15 protein-coding genes are annotated in these 16,884 nt (G+C 71.6%); 7 read left to right on the top strand and 8 right to left on the bottom strand.

Translation table 11 applies throughout. The annotated features are described in order from the left end of the window. Positions 1 to 36 precede the first annotated feature (36 nt). Positions 37 to 810, bottom strand: coding sequence for a polysaccharide deacetylase family protein (locus KUM38_RS00715; RefSeq protein WP_217127264.1), 774 nt, complete (start codon positions 808 to 810; stop codon positions 37 to 39). A 618-nt stretch (positions 811 to 1,428) separates the two neighbouring features. On the opposite strand from KUM38_RS00715, the gene KUM38_RS00710 reads away from it, so the two are divergent. The 4 genes from KUM38_RS00710 (at position 1,429) to KUM38_RS00695 (ending at position 6,585) form a co-directional block, all read left to right on the top strand. Further along, entirely contained in the window at positions 1,429 to 3,468 is a 2,040-nt protein-coding gene (locus KUM38_RS00710) for an NAD(P)/FAD-dependent oxidoreductase (RefSeq protein WP_217127263.1), read from the top strand. Beyond that, the gene (locus KUM38_RS00705) at positions 3,465 to 5,303 is read left to right on the top strand and encodes an alpha-keto acid decarboxylase family protein (RefSeq protein ID WP_217127262.1); all 1,839 of its coding nucleotides are present in this window, start codon (positions 3,465 to 3,467) and stop codon (positions 5,301 to 5,303) included. Before KUM38_RS00710 ends, KUM38_RS00705 begins: the two co-directional genes overlap by 4 nt. Positions 5,304 to 5,363: 60 nt before the next feature. Then, positions 5,364 to 5,873: an inclusion body family protein gene (locus KUM38_RS00700; protein WP_217127261.1), complete on the top strand. Its 510-nt coding sequence runs from the start codon at positions 5,364 to 5,366 to the stop codon at positions 5,871 to 5,873. Positions 5,874 to 6,030: 157 nt separating this feature from the next. Continuing rightward, complete coding sequence (locus tag KUM38_RS00695) at positions 6,031 to 6,585, top strand: GNAT family N-acetyltransferase (RefSeq protein ID WP_217127260.1); 555 nt, start codon at positions 6,031 to 6,033, stop codon at positions 6,583 to 6,585. Positions 6,586 to 6,749: 164 nt separating this feature from the next. On the opposite strand, the gene KUM38_RS00690 is transcribed toward KUM38_RS00695, so the two are convergent. The 7 genes from KUM38_RS00690 to KUM38_RS00660 all read right to left on the bottom strand — a co-directional run bounded on the left by KUM38_RS00690 (position 6,750) and on the right by KUM38_RS00660 (position 13,738). Beyond that, positions 6,750 to 6,986, bottom strand: coding sequence for a hypothetical protein (locus KUM38_RS00690; RefSeq protein ID WP_254396477.1), 237 nt, complete (start codon positions 6,984 to 6,986; stop codon positions 6,750 to 6,752). A 58-nt stretch (positions 6,987 to 7,044) separates the two neighbouring features. Continuing rightward, positions 7,045 to 8,046, bottom strand: a complete 1,002-nt coding sequence (locus KUM38_RS00685; RefSeq protein WP_217127259.1) for a TerC family protein — start codon at positions 8,044 to 8,046, stop codon at positions 7,045 to 7,047. A gap of 176 nt (positions 8,047 to 8,222) precedes the next feature. Next, a complete protein-coding gene (locus KUM38_RS00680) occupies positions 8,223 to 9,461 on the bottom strand; it encodes an ABC transporter permease (protein WP_217127258.1) in 1,239 nt (412 codons plus the stop codon). Further along, positions 9,458 to 10,195 (bottom strand): ABC transporter ATP-binding protein, encoded by a 738-nt coding sequence (locus tag KUM38_RS00675; protein ID WP_217127257.1) that lies wholly within the window; start codon positions 10,193 to 10,195, stop codon positions 9,458 to 9,460. Before KUM38_RS00675 ends, KUM38_RS00680 begins: the two co-directional genes overlap by 4 nt. After that, entirely contained in the window at positions 10,192 to 11,721 is a 1,530-nt protein-coding gene (locus tag KUM38_RS00670; protein WP_308408871.1) for a peptidoglycan-binding protein, read from the bottom strand. The genes KUM38_RS00675 and KUM38_RS00670 overlap by 4 nt, the downstream gene beginning before the upstream one ends. Continuing rightward, positions 11,718 to 12,674 carry a hypothetical protein gene (locus KUM38_RS00665; protein WP_217127256.1) on the bottom strand — a complete coding sequence of 319 codons (957 nt, stop codon included), beginning with the start codon at positions 12,672 to 12,674 and terminating at the stop codon, positions 11,718 to 11,720. Before KUM38_RS00665 ends, KUM38_RS00670 begins: the two co-directional genes overlap by 4 nt. A gap of 158 nt (positions 12,675 to 12,832) precedes the next feature. Continuing rightward, entirely contained in the window at positions 12,833 to 13,738 is a 906-nt protein-coding gene (locus KUM38_RS00660; RefSeq protein WP_254396476.1) for a DUF3152 domain-containing protein, read from the bottom strand. A 163-nt stretch (positions 13,739 to 13,901) separates the two neighbouring features. Between KUM38_RS00660 and KUM38_RS00655 the strand changes: the two genes are divergently transcribed. Genes KUM38_RS00655 through KUM38_RS00645 form a run of 3 tightly spaced genes read left to right on the top strand, consistent with a single transcriptional unit; the run spans position 13,902 to position 16,827 of the window. After that, on the top strand, positions 13,902 to 14,588 hold the full coding sequence (locus KUM38_RS00655; RefSeq protein ID WP_217127255.1) for a response regulator transcription factor: 687 nt from the start codon (positions 13,902 to 13,904) through the stop codon (positions 14,586 to 14,588). Beyond that, a complete protein-coding gene (locus KUM38_RS00650) occupies positions 14,585 to 16,216 on the top strand; it encodes a cell wall metabolism sensor histidine kinase WalK (RefSeq protein ID WP_254396475.1) in 1,632 nt (543 codons plus the stop codon). Before KUM38_RS00655 ends, KUM38_RS00650 begins: the two co-directional genes overlap by 4 nt. Then, positions 16,213 to 16,827, top strand: coding sequence for a hypothetical protein (locus KUM38_RS00645; protein ID WP_217127254.1), 615 nt, complete (start codon positions 16,213 to 16,215; stop codon positions 16,825 to 16,827). Before KUM38_RS00650 ends, KUM38_RS00645 begins: the two co-directional genes overlap by 4 nt. Positions 16,828 to 16,884: the final 57 nt, after the last annotated feature.

The raw sequence follows: 16,884 nt of genomic DNA, 5'->3' as shown, positions 1-16,884 counted from the left end.
GAGCGGCCGCACCGTCCCGGCGGCCGGTCCCGGGGCTCAGCGCACCGGGAAGCCGAAGGAGTAGCCCTGCTCCTTGAGCCAGGGCAGGACGCGGCCCAGGGCTTCGACGGTCTGGGCGCGGTCGCCGCCCGCGTCGTGGAAGAGGACCGTCGGCCCGTTGGAGATCTCCCGCTGGACGGTGGCGACGATGGCGTCGGCGCCCGGCTGCTCGAAGTCCTTGGTGTCCACGTTCCAGCCCAGCGGGCGCATGCCCCGGGAGGCGGCCAGTTCGCGGCTGTAGGGGGTGAAGGCCCCGCCGGGTGCCCGGTAGTACATCGACCGTACGCCCCCCGACGCCTCGACGATCATGCGTTCGGCGTCGAGGATCTCCTTCTTCTGGTAGGCCTCGGGCTTCTTGTCCATCGTGACGTCGTGCGACACCGTGTGGTTGCACAGCCGGTGCCCGGCCGCGACGACCTCCTTCACGAGGTCCGGGTGGGTCTGCGCCTGGATCCCCGTCACGCAGAACGTGGCCTTCACCCCGTACTCCTCCAGCAGGTCGAGCACTTGGGGGGTCCACGCGGGGTCGGGACCGTCGTCGATGGTGATGTTGACGCCGCGCGCCCCCTGGTCCGAGGCGTGCACGATGCTCTTGTCGACCGGCTTGGCGTCACCGCCCGGCGCGGCGGGCGCGGTCGCCTTCGGCGACGGGTCGCCCACCACGCCGGCCTGCGCGGTCCACACCGAGGCACCGACGGCGAGCACCGTCACCCCGAGCGCCGCCCCGACCAGCTTGCCGTACCAGCCGCGCCCGCCACCGTGCCGTGCCATGTCCGCCCCGCCCTCACGTAGTCGCCGTCTTCCCCCGGTCACCCCGGCCACCTGACAAGACGGGGAACGGTGTCCACGGGATGCGTCCGTTACCGATCACGGACAATGCCGGGGGAGTTCGCGGACAACTCGACGGGCGACGTGCCCGGGGAGGTGCTCGGACCAGGTCCGGCCGTGTCCGTCCGCGGGGACCGGTCCTCCGGTCAGGATCGGGACGGCGGACGGACCGTCCTGATCACGATGTGCGAGCAGCGGTGTCGGTCGTACGGCGGTGGTACGGCTGTGGGGAGGCGGGCGGCGGTACGGCGTCCGGGTGGTCCTCGTCGTGGAGGCCGCGGAGGCGACGGCTCGGCGGAAAAAACCGCCGTTCGGGTGCTCTTTTCGCCCCGGTCGGCCGACGGGACCACCACCATCGAGACACCAGGATTTCCTTGCTTCATCGGTGAATTATCGATTCGGCTCCGTTTCTTTTTTCCCATCCGTCCCGGGCGAATCTTCCGTCCGGTAAGAAATGTTCGAGCAAGTCGAATTCACGTCAGGCAGTGCGACCGGCGCTTTTTGGACTTTGTCTTCCGAAGGAATCAGGAAACCGTTTCTCCATCTCTACGATCGCAAGCTATGACCGACATTTCACGGGAAAACTCCGCCACCCGTGCGCGCTGGCAGACCTGTCTCCGACTTGCCCGCGAACTCCTTCTCGTCGGCCCTGACGACAAGGACCTCAAGCTCGACTACCTCCACACCCTGATCGACACGGGCCACCTCGGCCCCACCCACCACCCGCGCAAGAGGATCCTGATCGTCGGTGCCGGCATCGCCGGCCTCGTCACCGCCCGTCTGCTCAAGGACGCCGGCCACGACGTCACCGTCCTCGAGGCCAACTCCGGCCGCGTCGGCGGACGCATCAAGACCTTCCGCGCCACCGAGCACGACCAGCCCTTCGCCGACCCCGCCCAGTACGCCGAGGCGGGCGCCATGCGGCTGCCCGACTTCCACCCGCTCGTCCTCGCCCTCGTCGACAAACTCGGGCTCGGCCGCCGCCAGTTCTACAACGTGGACGTGGACCCCTCCACCGGCAGCGGCCCCGACGTCCCCGTCCCCCCGGTCACGTACACCTCCTTCACCGGCCGGACCTGGACCCACGGCGACGACAGCCCCGACTTCCGCGAACCCGACAAGCGCGGCAACTCCTGGATCCGCGCCAACCGCGTCCAGGTGCGGCGGTCCGACTACGCCACCGCCCCCGAACGGATCAACGAGGAATTCCACCTCACCGACGACGAGGTCCGCGCCCCCGTCGTGAAAATGGTCGACGACGCGCTGGAGAGCGTCCGCGACTACTACTCCGACATCGTCGACGGAAAACGCGTCGACAAACCCTTCGACGAGTGGATCGAGGGCTGGGCCCGGGTCATCCGCGACTTCGACGGCTACTCGATGGGCGGCTTCCTGCGCGACCACGCCGGACTCAGCGACGAGGCGGTCGAGGCCGTCGGAACGCTGGAGAACATGTCCTCCCGGCTGCACCTCTCCTTCTTCCACAGCTTCCTCAGCCGCAGCGACATCAATCCCGGCGTCCGCTACTGGGAGATCCCGGGCGGCAGTTGGCGCCTGCCGGACGCCCTCCACCAGGGCCTGCTCGACGAGGTGCGGCTCGGCCACCGCATGATCCGCCTCGAATACCACGACCCCAGCCGCGACGCCGACCCCGAGGGCACCGGCGCCGTCGGTCCCGACGGCTGGGGCGTGGCCGTGCAGACCGTCGCCGAGGACGACCCCCAGGCACCACCGCGGCTGTGGACCGCGGACCTGGCGATCGTCACCGTCCCGTTCTCCGCGCTGCGCTTCGTGGAGATCGTCCCCTCGATGTCGTACAAGAAGCGCCGCGCGATCATCGAGACGCACTACGACCAGGCCACCAAGGTGCTGCTGGAGTTCAGCCACCGGTGGTGGGAGTTCACCGAGGACGACTGGCGCGACGAGCTGGAGAACATCGCACCGGGCCTGTACGCGTACTACCGGCACGGCGCCGACGCGGACACCGCGCCCCGCATCACCCTCCCCGATCCGGCCGCCGGCCTGCTCGGCGCCGCGGTCAAGGACAACGGCGTCACCGAGGAGATGCGGCGGATCGACAGCACCCTGCCGCTGCGCGGCCCCGCCGTCCGCCCCGCCACCCACTGCTTCGGCGGGGGCTCCGCCGCCGACAACCCCAACCGGTTCATGTACTACCCCTCGCACCGGGTCGAGGGCAGCACCGGCGGCGTCGTCCTCGCCTCGTACTGCTGGTCCGACGACGCCGCCCGCTGGGACTCCATGCCCGACGCCGAGCGCTACGTCTACGCCCTGCGCAACCTCCAGGCCCTGCACGGCCGCCGCATCGAGGTGTTCTTCACCGGCCGGGGCGCCACCCAGAGCTGGGCCCGCGACCCGTACGCCTTCGGCGAGGCCGCCATCTACACCGCCCACCAGATGACCAGCTTCCACCTGGACGTCTCCCGGCCCGAGGGCCCCGTGCACTTCGCCGGGGAGCACACCTCCCTCAAGCACGCCTGGATCGAGGGAGCCCTGGAGAGCGCCGTCCGCGCCGCCGTCGCCGTCCACCGGGCCGCGCCGGTCACCACCCCGGGCCCGGACCGGGAGGAGCACGCGTCATGATCTCGGTCGACCCCGGGTGCACGGTCGCCCGCTACCTCGCCCTGCGCCTGGCCGAGCTGGGCATCACCCACCTCTTCGGCGTCCCCGGCAACCACCTCGGCCCGTTCCTGACCGCCCTGCGCGCCGAGGGCGACATCGAGTGGGTCGGCACCCCCACCGAGGGCGGCGCCGGCCAGGCCGCCGACGCCTACGCCCGCATCCACGGCATCGGCGCCGCCGCCGTCACCTACAGCGTCGGCGCGTTCAACCTGCTCAACGCCTGCGGCGGCGCCTACGTCGAGCAGGTCCCGCTCGTCGCCGTCAACGCCTCCCCGCCCTACGAACAGTGGCAGAACCAGCGCGCCCTCGGCCTGCTCACCTCCCACATGAGCCCGCGCACGGAGAGCAACCTGGACGTCTACCGGCAGGTCACCGTGGACGCGCAGGCCATCTCCCACCCGGGCCTCGCCCCCGGCCAGATCGACGCCGCGCTCACCGCCTGCCTGACCGAACGCCGGCCGGTCTACCTGGAGGTCATGGAGGACCTGTGGGACGAGCCCTGCGCCGCACCCGAGGCGCCGATCGTCCCCCGCGAACGGCCGCTCGGCGCCCGCGGCCGCACGATGCTGGACAACGCCGTCCACGCGATCCTCACCCTGATCGAGGAGCATCCAGGGCCGGACGGCAGGCCCCGCCCGATCGTGTGGGCCGGCGAGGAGACCGACCGGTTCCGCCTCGGCGGGCAGCTCACCGACCTGGTGGAGGCCACCGGGGTGCCGTACTGCACCACCGTCGGCGCCAAGGCCGTCCTCGACGAGGACCAGCCGCAGTTCCACGGCGTCTACAACGGCCACGCCAGCCACCCGGACGTGCACCGGGTCTTCAAGGAGTGGGCCACCTGCCGGATCGGGCTCGGCGCCTGGTCCACGTCGAAGAACCTCGGCGGCGAGCAGTCCGTCGGCACCGACTGGGTGATGGCCGCGCACGGCGGCGTCAGCGTCGGCACCTCCTACTTCCCCGACGTCCAGCTCGAACACCTGCTGCCCGCCCTCCAGGACGCGCTGGTCAAGACCTACGGCTCCGGCGGACTGACCGCCGACTACTACGCCGAGGCCCACGCCCACCACCGAGCGCCCGGGAACCGCCCCGCCACCCTGGAGCACCACCGGGCCGCACTCAGCGTCCCCGGCTCACCGTCCCGTCCGCCCGAACACCTCACCTACGACGGCGTGTTCGACCGGATCAACCACTTCCTGGGCGAGGAGACCCGGGAGGACTGGACGGTCGTCTCCGACGCCGCGTTCTCCCTCATCGGCTCGATGAACCTGTCACTGCCCGCGGGCGGGTTCCTGTCCCAGGTCAGCTGGCTGTCCATCGGCTGGTCGGTCGGCGCGGCCACCGGCGCCGCGCTCGCCCCCGGGCGCGCGCCCGCCCGTCCGATGGTGTTCGTCGGCGACGGCGCCTTCCAGGAGACCTGCCAGGAGATCTCCACCCACACCCGGCTCGGCCTGCGGTCGGTGGTGTTCGTCATGGACAACGGGCACTTCTACGGCATCGAGCAGATGCTGGTCCACCCGTCCTACTACGCCGGACACGACCACCCGGAGCCGGACTTCTACAACGTCCTCCACCCGTGGCACTACGACCGCCTCGCCGCCGTCTTCGCCGGCGAGGAGACCCCGGCGCACGGGGTCCAGGTCACGGACACCTCCGAGCTGGACGCCCTGCTGACCCGTCTCACCGACCCCGCCGACCCGGTCAACGCCGGACCGCTGCTGGTCCGCGTCCGCCTGCACCGGCACGACTACCCGCGGGCGATGGCGTACAAGGTGCCGAAGCCCGGCACGACCGCCTGACGGACCGCCCGGCCCGTCAGGGAGCAGAGGATCACGACCCGTATCCGAAAGGGGCAGGACATGGCTGAACTCAACGTGCTGATCGCGTTCGACGCGGCCACGATCGTCGAGCGGAACCCGAGCGCGTCGCGGAACCCCGACGCACCGACCTACGCCGACGAGAGCCTGATCTACATGACGACGCGCCAGGACCACATCATCGGCACGTCGGGCGCCGAGCTGAACCTCCGGGCCGAACCCGGGGACAGCGTCAAGTGGCGGGAGACGACGCTGTCGCTCGGCAGCGACTACAAGGCACTCCTGTACCGGTACGTGAGCAGCGACAACGACCACGTGCTCATCAGGACCCCGGAGATCGAGGTCGTCGACGGCGTCTACCCCATGCCGCAGGAGGGGAGCGAGGGCACGCCGGCGTTCACGACCCAGGAGTACGAGGACCACTACTGGCGGACGACGGTCAAGCGGACCGGCAAGGTCGTCTACCACTTCTACTTCCAGATCCTGGACCGCCACCGCAACCTGCAGGGGTACTTCCAGTGGGACCCCTTCATCACCATCGAGCGCCCTTGAGGACCTGACGCCCCCCGGGTGGGGGCGGCGGGCACCCGGCCAGAGCGGACCGGCCGGGTGCCGGGGTGACGCCGGGGCGGCGGCCGACGCTCAGCGGAAGCCGTCCCGCCCCGGCGGTCGCCGTTCCCTTCCCCGCCGCGGCGATAGGGTTCCCCGCATGTACCCGGTCCAGCGTTCCGGCCGGCGCCTCGGTCTCCGCGAACTCACCGTCGACGACGTCGACGCGGTGCTCGCCGTCTACGGTGACCCCGAGGCGACGGAACACCTGTCGTTCGAGCCCCGCACCCGGGAACAGACCGGCCACATCGTCGCCCGTTCCGTCGCGGCGGCGACGGCGGAGCCCCGCACCGAGTACGCGCTCGCCGTGGTCGCCCCGCCCTCCGGCCGCCTGATCGGCTTCGCCCGGCTGGCGATGGACCCCCACCAGCAGCGCGCGGCCACCATGGGCTTCGCCCTCCGCCCGGACACCTGGGGCGCCGGCCACGGCACCGAGACCGTACGCCTCCTGCTGGCCCTGGCCTTCGAGGACCTGGACCTCCACCGTGTCTGGGGCGCCCGCTCCCCCCTCAACACCGCCTCGGCCCGCACGATGGCCGCGGCGGGCATGACGGAGGAGGGCACGATCCGCGGCCACGTCCACAAGGCGGGCCGCTGGCGGGACTCGGTGGTGCACGCGATCCTGGCGGAGGAATGGCAGCCCGGCCCGCACTGACGGCCCCGGACGCGGGCGACCCGGACACCCGGCACCGTTCGGTGTGTCCGCAGCGAGCGGCGACGGGTCCAGGACCCGAACCCCTGCTCACCGACCGGGAACGGTCCCGCGGGAGACGGGTACGGCAGGCCGGCCGGCCGTCGAGGTCCGGCCGCCCTTCCGGTTCAGTCGCGCTGCCAGCCGGTGAGCGTCCGCCAGGTCTCGCCGCGTACGGAAGTGACCGATACCTGTTCGGGTACGTAGTCGGGGCACTTCGGGTTGTGGCAGGGACCGGCGGCCCATGAGGGGACGTAGACCCCCATCGTCTTGTGCCGTTCCAGGACGGCGTGCACGGGGTGTTTGCACGAGCGGCACACGTGCTCGGCCCGAGACGGTGCCGGCTGCTCCTTCATTTCGGACATAATGTAACGTTATCGCCTTTTTGGTCTCTCTTGGGATTCCCTTGGTGCTCGGGTCCGGTCACCGATCCTCGGTGCGGCCCTCGGGCGGACCGGTGCCGGCCGCCGACGGTGCGTCCTCGTGGCCGGTGGGCGGGGGCCGCAGCAGGCTGAGTGCGATGGAGACGCTCAGGACGGTGGCGATGACGGCGAGGCTGAGCGGAGAGGGGATCTCGGGCACGGCGGGGCTGATGATCTCGTGGGACGCCTGGAGGACGAGCTTGACGCCGATGAAGGCGAGGATGAGCGCCAGGCCCTTGCTCAGGTACTGGAACCGGTCCAGCAGGCCCGCGAGCATGAAGTAGAGGGCGCGCAGGCCCAGGATGGCGAAGGCGTTGCTGGTGTAGACGATGAAGGCGTCGCTGCTGACGGCCAGGACGGCGGGCACGCTGTCGACGGCGAAGACGAGGTCGGCGGCCTCGATCGCGACGACGACGGCGAGCAGCGGGGTGGCGACGCGTCTGCCGGCCTCCTTGACGAAGAAATGGGCGCCGGCGTAGTCGTCCCGCACGGGGACGACCTTGCGGAGCAGGCGTACGGCGATGCTCCTGCCGGGGTCGAAGCTGTCTTCCTCCTCCTTGAGGATCTTGTAGGTGCTGTAGAAGAGGACGGCGGCGAAGGCGAACAGGACGGCGGTGAAGCGGCTGACCACGGCGACGCCGGCGGCGAGGAAGACGCCTCGGAAGACCAGGGCGCCGAGGACGCCGAGGAACAGGACGTGGTGCTGGTAGGCGCGCGGGACACGGAAGTAGCCGAAGATCAGCGCGAAGACGAAGAGGTTGTCGACCGAGAGGCTCTTCTCCAGCAGCCATGCGGTGGTGTACTCCACTCCGGCGGTCGTCCCGACCACGAGGAAGACCACGGCGCCGAAGGTGATCGCCAGTCCCACCCAGACCCCGCTCCAGGCGGCGGCCTCCCGGAACCCGATGACGTGGGCCTGCCGGTGCGCGAGCAGATCGACGGTCAGGGACACCAGTACGGTGACGGCGAAGACCATCCACAGCCACAGCGGAACGTCGTGCACGGGTCCGGCCCTTCGAGCGTGGTCGACCGGCGGTCTCCCTTCGAGTCTGGTGCATGGGGCGGCGGGTGTCTCCTCGGCGCACCCGCGGCACGACCGTGACCGACCGGCCGGTGCGGGCGTCCCGTCCCCACGGAGCCCGCACCGGCTGTTCCTGCCCGGCCTGCCCGCGGGCACGGTTACGCGCGCAGGGCGTCGACCGGTTCCATGCGGGAGGCCCGCAGTGACGGGTAGAGGCCGGCCAGGAGTCCCACCAGGGCCCCGGCGACCGGGGCTCCGAGGGCGAGGCGGACGTCCAGGACCGGTGTCCACTCCTTGACGGCGGAGACGATCACCACGACGACCATGCCCAGGGCGGCGCCCACGACACCGCCGAGGAGCCCGATCGTCGTCGACTCCACCAGGAACTGGCCGGCGACCTGCCGCCGCGAGGCCCCGAGGGCGCGGCGCAGTCCGATCTCCCCGATCCGCTCGATGACCGTCACCAGCGTCACGTTGGCGATACCGATGGCCCCGACCACCAGCGAGACCAGCCCGAGGACCAGGAACAGGCCGTTGACGTCCCCCTGCACTCCCTTGCGGGCCTCGGCCGGATCGGTCGGTGCCGTCACGGTCAGGGAAGCCTCGGCTCCGGGGGCCAGCGCGATCGGCGCCTGGCGGGCGACCTGGCCGGCCGCGCCGAGCGCGGTGTTGATCAGTACCCGGGTCACGGTCCCCAGCCCCATCCGGTCCGCGGCCGTCGTGGGCGGCAGGATCACCGCGGTGGCGAGCTGCTGCTCCCGCTCCACTCCGCCGAGTATCCCGATCACCGTGTACGCCTGGCCCTTCAGGAAGACCGCGGGAGCGTTCCCGACCGAGTCGATGCCGAGGAGCCGCGCCGCCTGGTCGCCGAGGACCGCCACCCGGTCGTGCCGGGCGATGTCCCCGTCGTCGAGGAAGCGCCCGGCGGTCATCCCGCCCCGGACCGCGGCCGGCAGCGTGGGGGACGCGGCGACGACCGCCATGGTCTGGCCGGTGGTCTCGCCGGGAGCGACCACGTGGTGGGCGCGCACCTCGACGCCCGCGGTCTCCTGGGAGTCGGCGATCGCCGCCACCGACTCGACCCCGGCCAGCCGGCGCACCGCGTCGACCCCCGACCAGTCCACGAGCGGACCGGGGTCGGCGGAGGCCACGGAGGGCACCCCCACCGTGACCGAGGTGGCGGTCAGGGCGTCGAACCGGCCCACGATCTGGTTGCCCGCCGTGGACGAGACCCCGATGGTGATGACCAGGGTGGTGATGCCCAGGACGGTGCCCAGCGTGGTCAGGGCGGAGCGCATCGGGCGGGCGAGCACCCCCGCCAGCGCTTCGGACCACAGGTCCCTGAAGTCCATCCAGGGGCGCTCGACGGTCCCCCCGGCCCGGGTCCGGGACCTCATCGGTGCTCCTCGGTGAGCAGCCCGTCGCTGATCCTCACCCGCCTGTGGGCCCGCCCGCTGACCGCCTCCTCGTGCGTGATCACCACCAGGGTCATGCCCTGCTCGCCGAGCCGGTCGAAGAGGTCCAGCACCGACTCGGTGTTCTCGCTGTCGAGGTTGCCGGTGGGTTCGTCGCAGAGCAGCAGGGCGGGGTCGCTCATCAGCGCCCGGGCGATCGCCACCCGCTGTCTCTCACCGCCGGAGAGCCGGTCCGGCCGGAAGCCGGCCCGGTGCGCCAGACCCACCCGCCGCAGTGCCTGCTCGGCTCTGGTACGGCGGTCGGCCCGGCCGCGCCCCGGGCGCGGCCGGCGGTAGGTCTCGGCCAGCATGACGTTCTCCTCCACGGTCCGGTACGGCAGCAGGTGGAAGGACTGGAAGACGAACCCGATCCGGCTGCCGCGCAACGCGGTGCGCTCCAGGTCGCCGAGCGCGTTGGTCTCCACCCCGTCGAGCCGGTAGGTGCCCGAGGTGGGGCGGTCCAGCAGCCCCAGGGTGTTGAGCAGCGTCGACTTGCCGGAACCGGACGGGCCGACGATCGACAGGTGCTCGCCGCGCCGAACGGTCAGGTTCACCTCGCGCAGGGCGTGCACCGGCGGTTCGGAGTCGAAGGTCCGGCCCACGTCGGTCAGTTGGATGACCGTGTCCGCGTCGGGCACGACGGGGGACGGCGGACCGGTCATCGGTGGACCGCTCATCGCCCGACCACCACCTGGTCGCCGGGCTTCAGGGCGGCACCGGACGACGGGGTGACCTCCACCTGACCGTCCGCGGAGAGCCCGGCCTCGACGGCGGCGTCCACCACCTCGCCGCCGCGCACGACCCGCACCCGGGCCTTCCCGCCGGCGGACGTGTGCAGCGCGGCGAGGGGCACCGTCAGCACCGCGCCCTCCGACGAGCCCACCTCGATGGTGACCTTCGCGGATTCGGCGGCGTTCTTCGCCAGGGTCCCCGCCGGCACGGAGATCTGCACCTGTACGGGGGCCGAGCTGCCGTCGCTCCCGCCGTCCGAGGTCCCCTGCCGCTTGCCGGCGTCGGCCGGATCGTCCTTCGGCACCTCGTCGCCGAGTGCCACCACCTCGCCGTCCGCCGTCGTGCCGTCGGTGGTCTCCACCCGGGCCCGCATGCCCTTGTGGAGCAACTCGGCGTCGTCGGCCGGGACCACGGCCCGCACCACGACCTTGGAGCTGGTCACCGTGGCGACCGGTCCGGAGGGGGTGTCCCCCGTCTTCACGGACACCTTGTCCAGCCGGGCCGGCAGTTCCGGCAGGAAGACCACCTCACCGGCGGGGACCTTGGTTCCGTAACCGGCCTGGAAGGCGGAGAGCGCGGTGTTGGCCGCGTCCAACTGCTGCTGTGCCGACTTGAGTTCCAGCTCGGCGGCGTCCCCGCCGGTGCCCGACCCGTCTCCGGAGCCACTGCCGGATTCCCCGGAGCCGCCGCCGGGCTCCCCGGAGCCGCCGGACTCCCCGGGCCCGCCGGGCTCCTCGGAGCCGCCGGCTCCCCCGGACCCGCCGCCCGGGCTCCGCGCCGCGAGGAGGGCCTGCTGCGCGGTGGTCACCGCCGCTTCGAGCGTCCCCAGCTGCTGCTTGTCGGCGACGGTGGGCTCCATGGCGCGGTAGCCCTTGCTCTCGTACCAGCGGCTCACCGCCGCGGCGTCCGACTGCCCGTACGTCCCGTCCGCCGAACCGGGGTCGAAGCCCAGCCGGGCCAGCGCCCGCTGGAGCTGCTCGACGTCGTCCCCGGAGGCGCCGGGTCCCAGCGTCCGGTACATCGGCACGGTGCCCCGCAGCACCAGGACCGGCCGCCCGCTCATCTGCATCAGCACATCGCCCTCCTTCACCTCCGCCCCGGCCGCCGGTGCCTTGGTGATCCGCTGGGCGACGCTGTCGCCGGCCCCCGCTTCGCCGGACCCGGAGTCCGGGGAGCCGACGGGTCCGGCCAGGCTCACGCTCTGCGGCGAGGCGAACTCCACCGAGCCCTGGGCCACCACGCTCGCGGTGAGCGAGCGCCGCTCGACCGCGACGGTGACGGGACCGGCTTCCGGCGGCCGGTGCGAGGCGGCGGCGTCCGCGGGCGACTGCATCCGCGATCCGGCGAACCAGCCGCCCGCCCCGACCAGCGCCACCGCGGCGACGACGACCGTCAGCTGTCCGGAACGGGTGCCGGTCAGCCTGCGGAACCGTCCGGGACGGGCGCCGGCCGGCTCGGGGCGCTGCCTCACCCGGCACCGCCACCGCTGGTCGGGGCCTTCAGGAACTTCGGGAAGTAGGCGGCCCGGAACTCCTTGCCGCACTCCAGGTCCCGCATCGCCAGCTCGATGTCCTTGGTGAGCAGCGGGAGGGCCTCCTCCTTGCTCATGGGCTCCTGGGTGTTCCCGTCCTTGTCGACGGTGGGGATGGTACTGGCCGGAGCGGAGTCGAGCGCCTGGAACCTGACCATCTCCCCGACGCCGGTCGGCTGCGTGGTCGTGACGGAGATGCCTTCCTTCCTCAGGCACGAGGCGTACGACTGCGCCAGCGCGACCAGCTTCGGATCACCGTTGAGCGCCTGCGCGTTGGCCTGGTTCCGGTTCGTGGCCTCGGTGCCCCGCTCCTGGGCCGACGAGGAGCCGTAGACCTTCTTGTCGGCCTCACCCTGACAGCCGGTCCAGTTCTTCTCACCGGCCTTCGGGTCGGGGAAAGCGCCCAACGCCTTGTCGTACGCGGCCTTCTGCTCGGGAGTGAGCGTGTCCACGTAGTCCGCGTTGGGCGTCTTGTTCGAGTCCTGTTGGGCGGCCGCACTGCCCGACGCGCCGGCGTCGTCGGGGTAGACGATGCCCGCGTAGATGCCGAAACCGTACTTCTGCCGGTACTTCTTCGTCAGCGCGTAGTCCGCCCCGTAGGTGTCCCAGGAGGCGGCGGGATCCTCGGGGGCCACGGGGGTGTAGGTGAATCCCTGCTTCTTCATGCAGGCCGCGATCGCGTTCTCCAAGAGGTACTGCTTCTTGAGATCGGCGTTCGCGTCGGCGGGGATGTCGAGCTGCCCCGACGATCCGGCCGTGGTCTTCCCACCGTCCGACGCGTGGGACTCCGAGCCGGTGCCGGTGTCGGTGTCGGCGCCACAAGCCGCCAGCAGCGGCAGCAGACCGACCGCCGTCGCGGCGGCCAGTCTCCGGACAGTGCGGGAACGAGTCATCTACTTCCATCCGATCGGGAGGGAGGGGGGATTCCGCCTGCGGACGCAGGAGAACGCGGAGTTCACAGTGGTGCCGGCAGTTCATGGCCCTGGGGCCGGTACATGACCGAGCTGTAACGGCCGTCCGCCGTGACGGCCGGCCTCGGGACCGGCGCCGGTCAGACGGGCGGCCCGGTGACGAAGTCACCGTTCTCGTCGTAGGGCCAGGCGTTGGCGACGCAGCCGTGCAGGCCCTTGATCTGCTGCATCATCACGGGGGCCAGTCGCCCGGCGCCCCCGCAGGTCACGTGCGAGTGACCGAGGAAGTGCCCCACCTCGTGGTTGATGATCAGCGCCCGGTATTCATGGATCGGCCCGTCGAAGTTGGGTGAGCCCTTGACCCAGCGCTTGAGGTTCACCACCACCCCTCCGGGAACCTCGCAGTTGTACTCGCCTCCGGTGTCCTGCTGGATGCCCGCCCAGCACAGGGCGTCCGCCGTCGCCGGTGTCGCGATCTTTATCGTGATGTCGTGCGGCGATCCCGCGCCCACCAGCTGGAACGCGTTGTCCGGGTCGTGGGTCCAGCCCCGCGGGGCGGCGAGTATCTCGGCGATCTCGTTCGCCGCCTGGGACGGCGAGATGTCGAGGCCGGTCTCGACCTCCACGACGTAGCGCACCGGGCGGGAACCGCTGCCCACCGTCTTCCCACTGGCCTGCGCGGTGACGAACGTCCCGCTGCCCTTCGGGGGGACGTCGATCTCGGTCCGGCTCGCGGAGGGGGAGGGGGAGGAGGAAGGGGAGGCGGAGGGGGGCGGTGTGGGTGTGGGAGTGGGGGCGACGTGCGTGCTCCGCGGGTGCGGCGCACCGCTCGACGCGTCGCTCCGCCCGCCTCCCAGGAGGTACGCCGTCGAACCCAGCAGGCCGACGGCCACCAGCAGGCCGATCAGCAGGCCCCGGCCCCGGCGGCGCGGCCGTCCCCGGCGATGGGAGGACCGGCGCCGACGGCCGGCGCGGTGACCGGCGCGGTGACCGGCCGCGGTGCTGCCGGTGGCGGGTGCGGATTGCCGCTCTCGTGCCGAATACATGGCAGCTCAATCTGGTGATCCCAGATGATCCCCATGAGCCGAGACTGTCACGGAAAGATAACGACGCCCGCGTTCCCCGGCCCGTGTGATCGTTGTGTAACGGCGGTCGGAGAGGGGCCTTCCTCGGGACGGTCGTCTCATCCGGTCTGCTTACACTGCCGAAATGCCACGGATTCTGATCGTCGAAGACGACCAAGATGTCCGCAGGGCCGTCCAACTGGGTCTGCGGCACCAGGGGCATGAGGTCTCCGCCGTGGAAACGGGGGAGGAAGGGCTGGAACAGCTCCGCCCCTTCCGGCCGGACGTCGTCGTGCTCGATCTCATGCTGCCCGGCATGTCCGGCCTGGACGTGTGCCGCCGGATCAGGGACCGCGACCAGGTGCCGATCATCATGGTGACGGCCCGGGGAGACGACGTCGACGTGGTCGTGGGACTGGAGACCGGTGCGGACGACTACGTGGTGAAGCCCGTGCAGGCCCGGGTGCTCGACGCGCGGATACGGGCCGTGCTGCGCAGACAGGACGCGTCGCTGCCGGACGGCACCCGTCCCCGGGCGGAGACGCACGGCGAGCTGGTCGTCGACCGCGCCGGGCTCGTGGTGACGCACCGCGGCGAACCCGTCGCCCTCGCCCCCTCCGAACTGCGGCTGCTGCTGACCCTGTCGGCCTCGCCCGGCCAGGTGTTCAGCCGCCAGCAGCTGCTGGAAGCGGTCTGGGAACACAGCTACCACGGCGACATACGGCTCGTGGACGCCTGTGTGAAGCGACTGCGCAACAAGCTCGGCGAGGGCAGGACTCCCCGTTACGTGCAGACCGTACGCGGATTCGGTTACCGCTTCGGCACCTCATGAGCGACCGGACGTCCGCGCGGACACGGAGGACCGTACGGACGCGGAAGACCGCCGGGGCGCGGAGAACCGCACCCGAGGTCCCCACGACTGAAGAGCCCCCCGCCGCCGTACCGGGTGCCGGCCCCCGGCGCTTCCTCCGGGCGGCCCTGGCGCGCATCCCGCTTCCCCTGCGCGGTCTGCGCCCCCGCCTGCTGACGTCCTTCGTCCTGGTGGCCATGGCCAGCTCCCTGGGCACCGGGGCCCTCGCCTTCCGCGAGGCACGCACGGGGGTGCTCCAGCAGAGCCAGGACTCCGTCATCAACCAGTTCCGTACGAGCGTCGACGCCGTCGCGCCCTCCATCCCCATTGCCCCGGACCAGGTGGACCTCCAGTCCGCGGTGGACCAGGTGCTGTACGCGAACCGTGCGTCGGGCTGGCGGATCATGGCCACGTACGGCGGCCACCGCGCCTATGCGCCGAGCGCCGGTTTCGTCGAGCTGAGCCCCGGAATGCTCCGGTCCGTCCGGGACCGACGTGTCGCGGTGTTTCAGCGGATGAACGTCGACGGGCGCCCTCGTCTCGTCGTCGGCATGCCCGTCACGTACACCTGGGGCGAGGGCTTTGAGACCAGGCTCTCCGGAGTCGTGATGTACCTGGAGGTCCCGCAGACCACCGAAGAGGGGTACGTCGAGGCCATGGTCCACGGCATCGAGCGGGCCACCCTGGTGGCCCTGTGCCTCGCCGTCGTCCTGGCGCTGCTCGCCGCGAGCGGCGTACTGCGTCCCGTACGGGCGCTGCGCCGGGCGACGCGCCGGATGGCCGCGGGGCATCTCGACGTCCGGCTGGACGTCACCGGCTCCGACGAACTGGCCGATCTCTCCCAGTCCTTCAACGAGACGGCGGCCGAGCTGGAGCGGACCGTACGGGAGCTGCGCCGCCTGGAGGCCCAGGGGCGCCGCTTCGTGGCGGACGTCTCCCACGAGCTGCGCACGCCGCTGGCGGCGATGTCGGCGGTCACCGACGTGCTGGACCTGGAGGGGGAAGGGGAGACCGGTGAGGCGCTGCGGCTCATCAGCGAGGGAACGAACCGGCTGAGTGGACTGGTGAACGACCTGATGGAGATCTCCCGCTTCGACGCGGGGGCGGCCGAACTCAACCGGGACGAGATCGACCTGGCCGAGTCCGTACGGCGCACCATCGCCTCCCGGTGGCGGCAGGAGCAGGTGGAGACCCGGCTGCCCGGACCGGGTGAGCTCCGCGCGCGCGTCGATCCGCGCAGACTCGACGTGGTGACGGCCAATCTGATCGGCAACGCGCTGCGGCACGGAGCGCCGCCCGTGCGGCTGACCATGGGGGTACGGGTGGACGGGGCGGGCATGGCGTGGGCCGTCATCGAGGTGACCGACAACGGACCGGGGATCGCCGAGGAGGCCATGCCGCACATCTTCGAGCGGTTCTACAAGGCGAGCACCTCACGGGCCAGGAGCGAGAGCAGCGGGCTTGGTCTGGCCATCACGGCGGAGAACGTGCGCCTGCACGGGGGGCGCATCCGGGCGGCGAACCTGCCCCGGGGCGGCGCGGTGTTCACGGTCGAACTCCCGCTGTACCACGACGACACCGACACCGAGGCCGACGGGGGCACCCGGTGAGGGGCTCGCGGACGGCAGCGCTGCTGTCCGGGCTCACGGCCGTGGCCGCGGTCGCGCTCACGGCGTGCGGAGTCCCCCCGTCCGGTGTCATCGAGACCGGTGCGCCGGCGAGCGGCATGTTCTCCCCCAGTGCGACACCGTCCTCGACGCCCGCCACCATCCCCCTCTTCTTCCTGCGCGACGGGGAGTTGACGCCCCGTCCCCACCGGATCGACGACGCCGGGGACCTCGAGGCCGTCGTACGCCTGCTGTTCGAAGCGTCGGCCGCGAACGAGGCCCCGACGGCCACCACGGAGCTGCCCCGCCTGACGGACGCGCCGCGGGTGGCGGTCGACGGCGGCATCCTCTTCGTCGAACTCCCCGGTGAGACGGCTCCGCTGAGCCGCCGGGCCATGCTCCAGCTGACGTGCACGGTGAACCACGCGGCTTCGTCGGTCCCCACCGCCGACGCGGAAGCCGACGGCGACACCGCGCGCCGTTCCGCCGCGCCCAGCGGCCTCCATGTGTTCGGGGACGGATGGGCGATGACGCAGTCGGACCACGCGTGCCCCGTCGTGTCCCCTCCGCAGGAGCAGCCGGACGCACCGACCCCGTGGGAGCCCTCCGGCTGACCACCGGACGGACACCGCTTTTGGGCATATGCCTCACTCGTTCCTGTGAGGCCTTCT

The sequence above is a fragment of the Streptomyces sp. AC558_RSS880 genome (assembly GCF_019049255.1).
Taxonomy (GTDB): domain Bacteria; phylum Actinomycetota; class Actinomycetes; order Streptomycetales; family Streptomycetaceae; genus Streptomyces.
Note: the sequence above shows the minus strand (reverse complement) of the source record. Positions and strands in the feature narration are given on the sequence as shown.

Excerpts from the sequence above, each read along its gene's own strand:
- KUM38_RS00715 (WP_217127264.1), bottom strand. The coding sequence starts at position 810 with ATGGCACGGCACGGTGGCGGGCGCGGCTGGTACGGCAAGCTGGTCGGG.
- KUM38_RS00710 (WP_217127263.1), top strand. The coding sequence starts at position 1,429 with ATGACCGACATTTCACGGGAAAACTCCGCCACCCGTGCGCGCTGGCAG.
- KUM38_RS00705 (WP_217127262.1), top strand. The coding sequence starts at position 3,465 with ATGATCTCGGTCGACCCCGGGTGCACGGTCGCCCGCTACCTCGCCCTG.
- KUM38_RS00700 (WP_217127261.1), top strand. The coding sequence starts at position 5,364 with ATGGCTGAACTCAACGTGCTGATCGCGTTCGACGCGGCCACGATCGTC.
- KUM38_RS00695 (WP_217127260.1), top strand. The coding sequence starts at position 6,031 with ATGTACCCGGTCCAGCGTTCCGGCCGGCGCCTCGGTCTCCGCGAACTC.
- KUM38_RS00690 (WP_254396477.1), bottom strand. The coding sequence starts at position 6,986 with ATGTCCGAAATGAAGGAGCAGCCGGCACCGTCTCGGGCCGAGCACGTG.
- KUM38_RS00680 (WP_217127258.1), bottom strand. The coding sequence starts at position 9,461 with ATGAGGTCCCGGACCCGGGCCGGGGGGACCGTCGAGCGCCCCTGGATG.
- KUM38_RS00675 (WP_217127257.1), bottom strand. The coding sequence starts at position 10,195 with ATGAGCGGTCCACCGATGACCGGTCCGCCGTCCCCCGTCGTGCCCGAC.
- KUM38_RS00665 (WP_217127256.1), bottom strand. The coding sequence starts at position 12,674 with ATGACTCGTTCCCGCACTGTCCGGAGACTGGCCGCCGCGACGGCGGTC.
- KUM38_RS00660 (WP_254396476.1), bottom strand. The coding sequence starts at position 13,738 with ATGTATTCGGCACGAGAGCGGCAATCCGCACCCGCCACCGGCAGCACC.
- KUM38_RS00655 (WP_217127255.1), top strand. The coding sequence starts at position 13,902 with ATGCCACGGATTCTGATCGTCGAAGACGACCAAGATGTCCGCAGGGCC.
- KUM38_RS00650 (WP_254396475.1), top strand. The coding sequence starts at position 14,585 with ATGAGCGACCGGACGTCCGCGCGGACACGGAGGACCGTACGGACGCGG.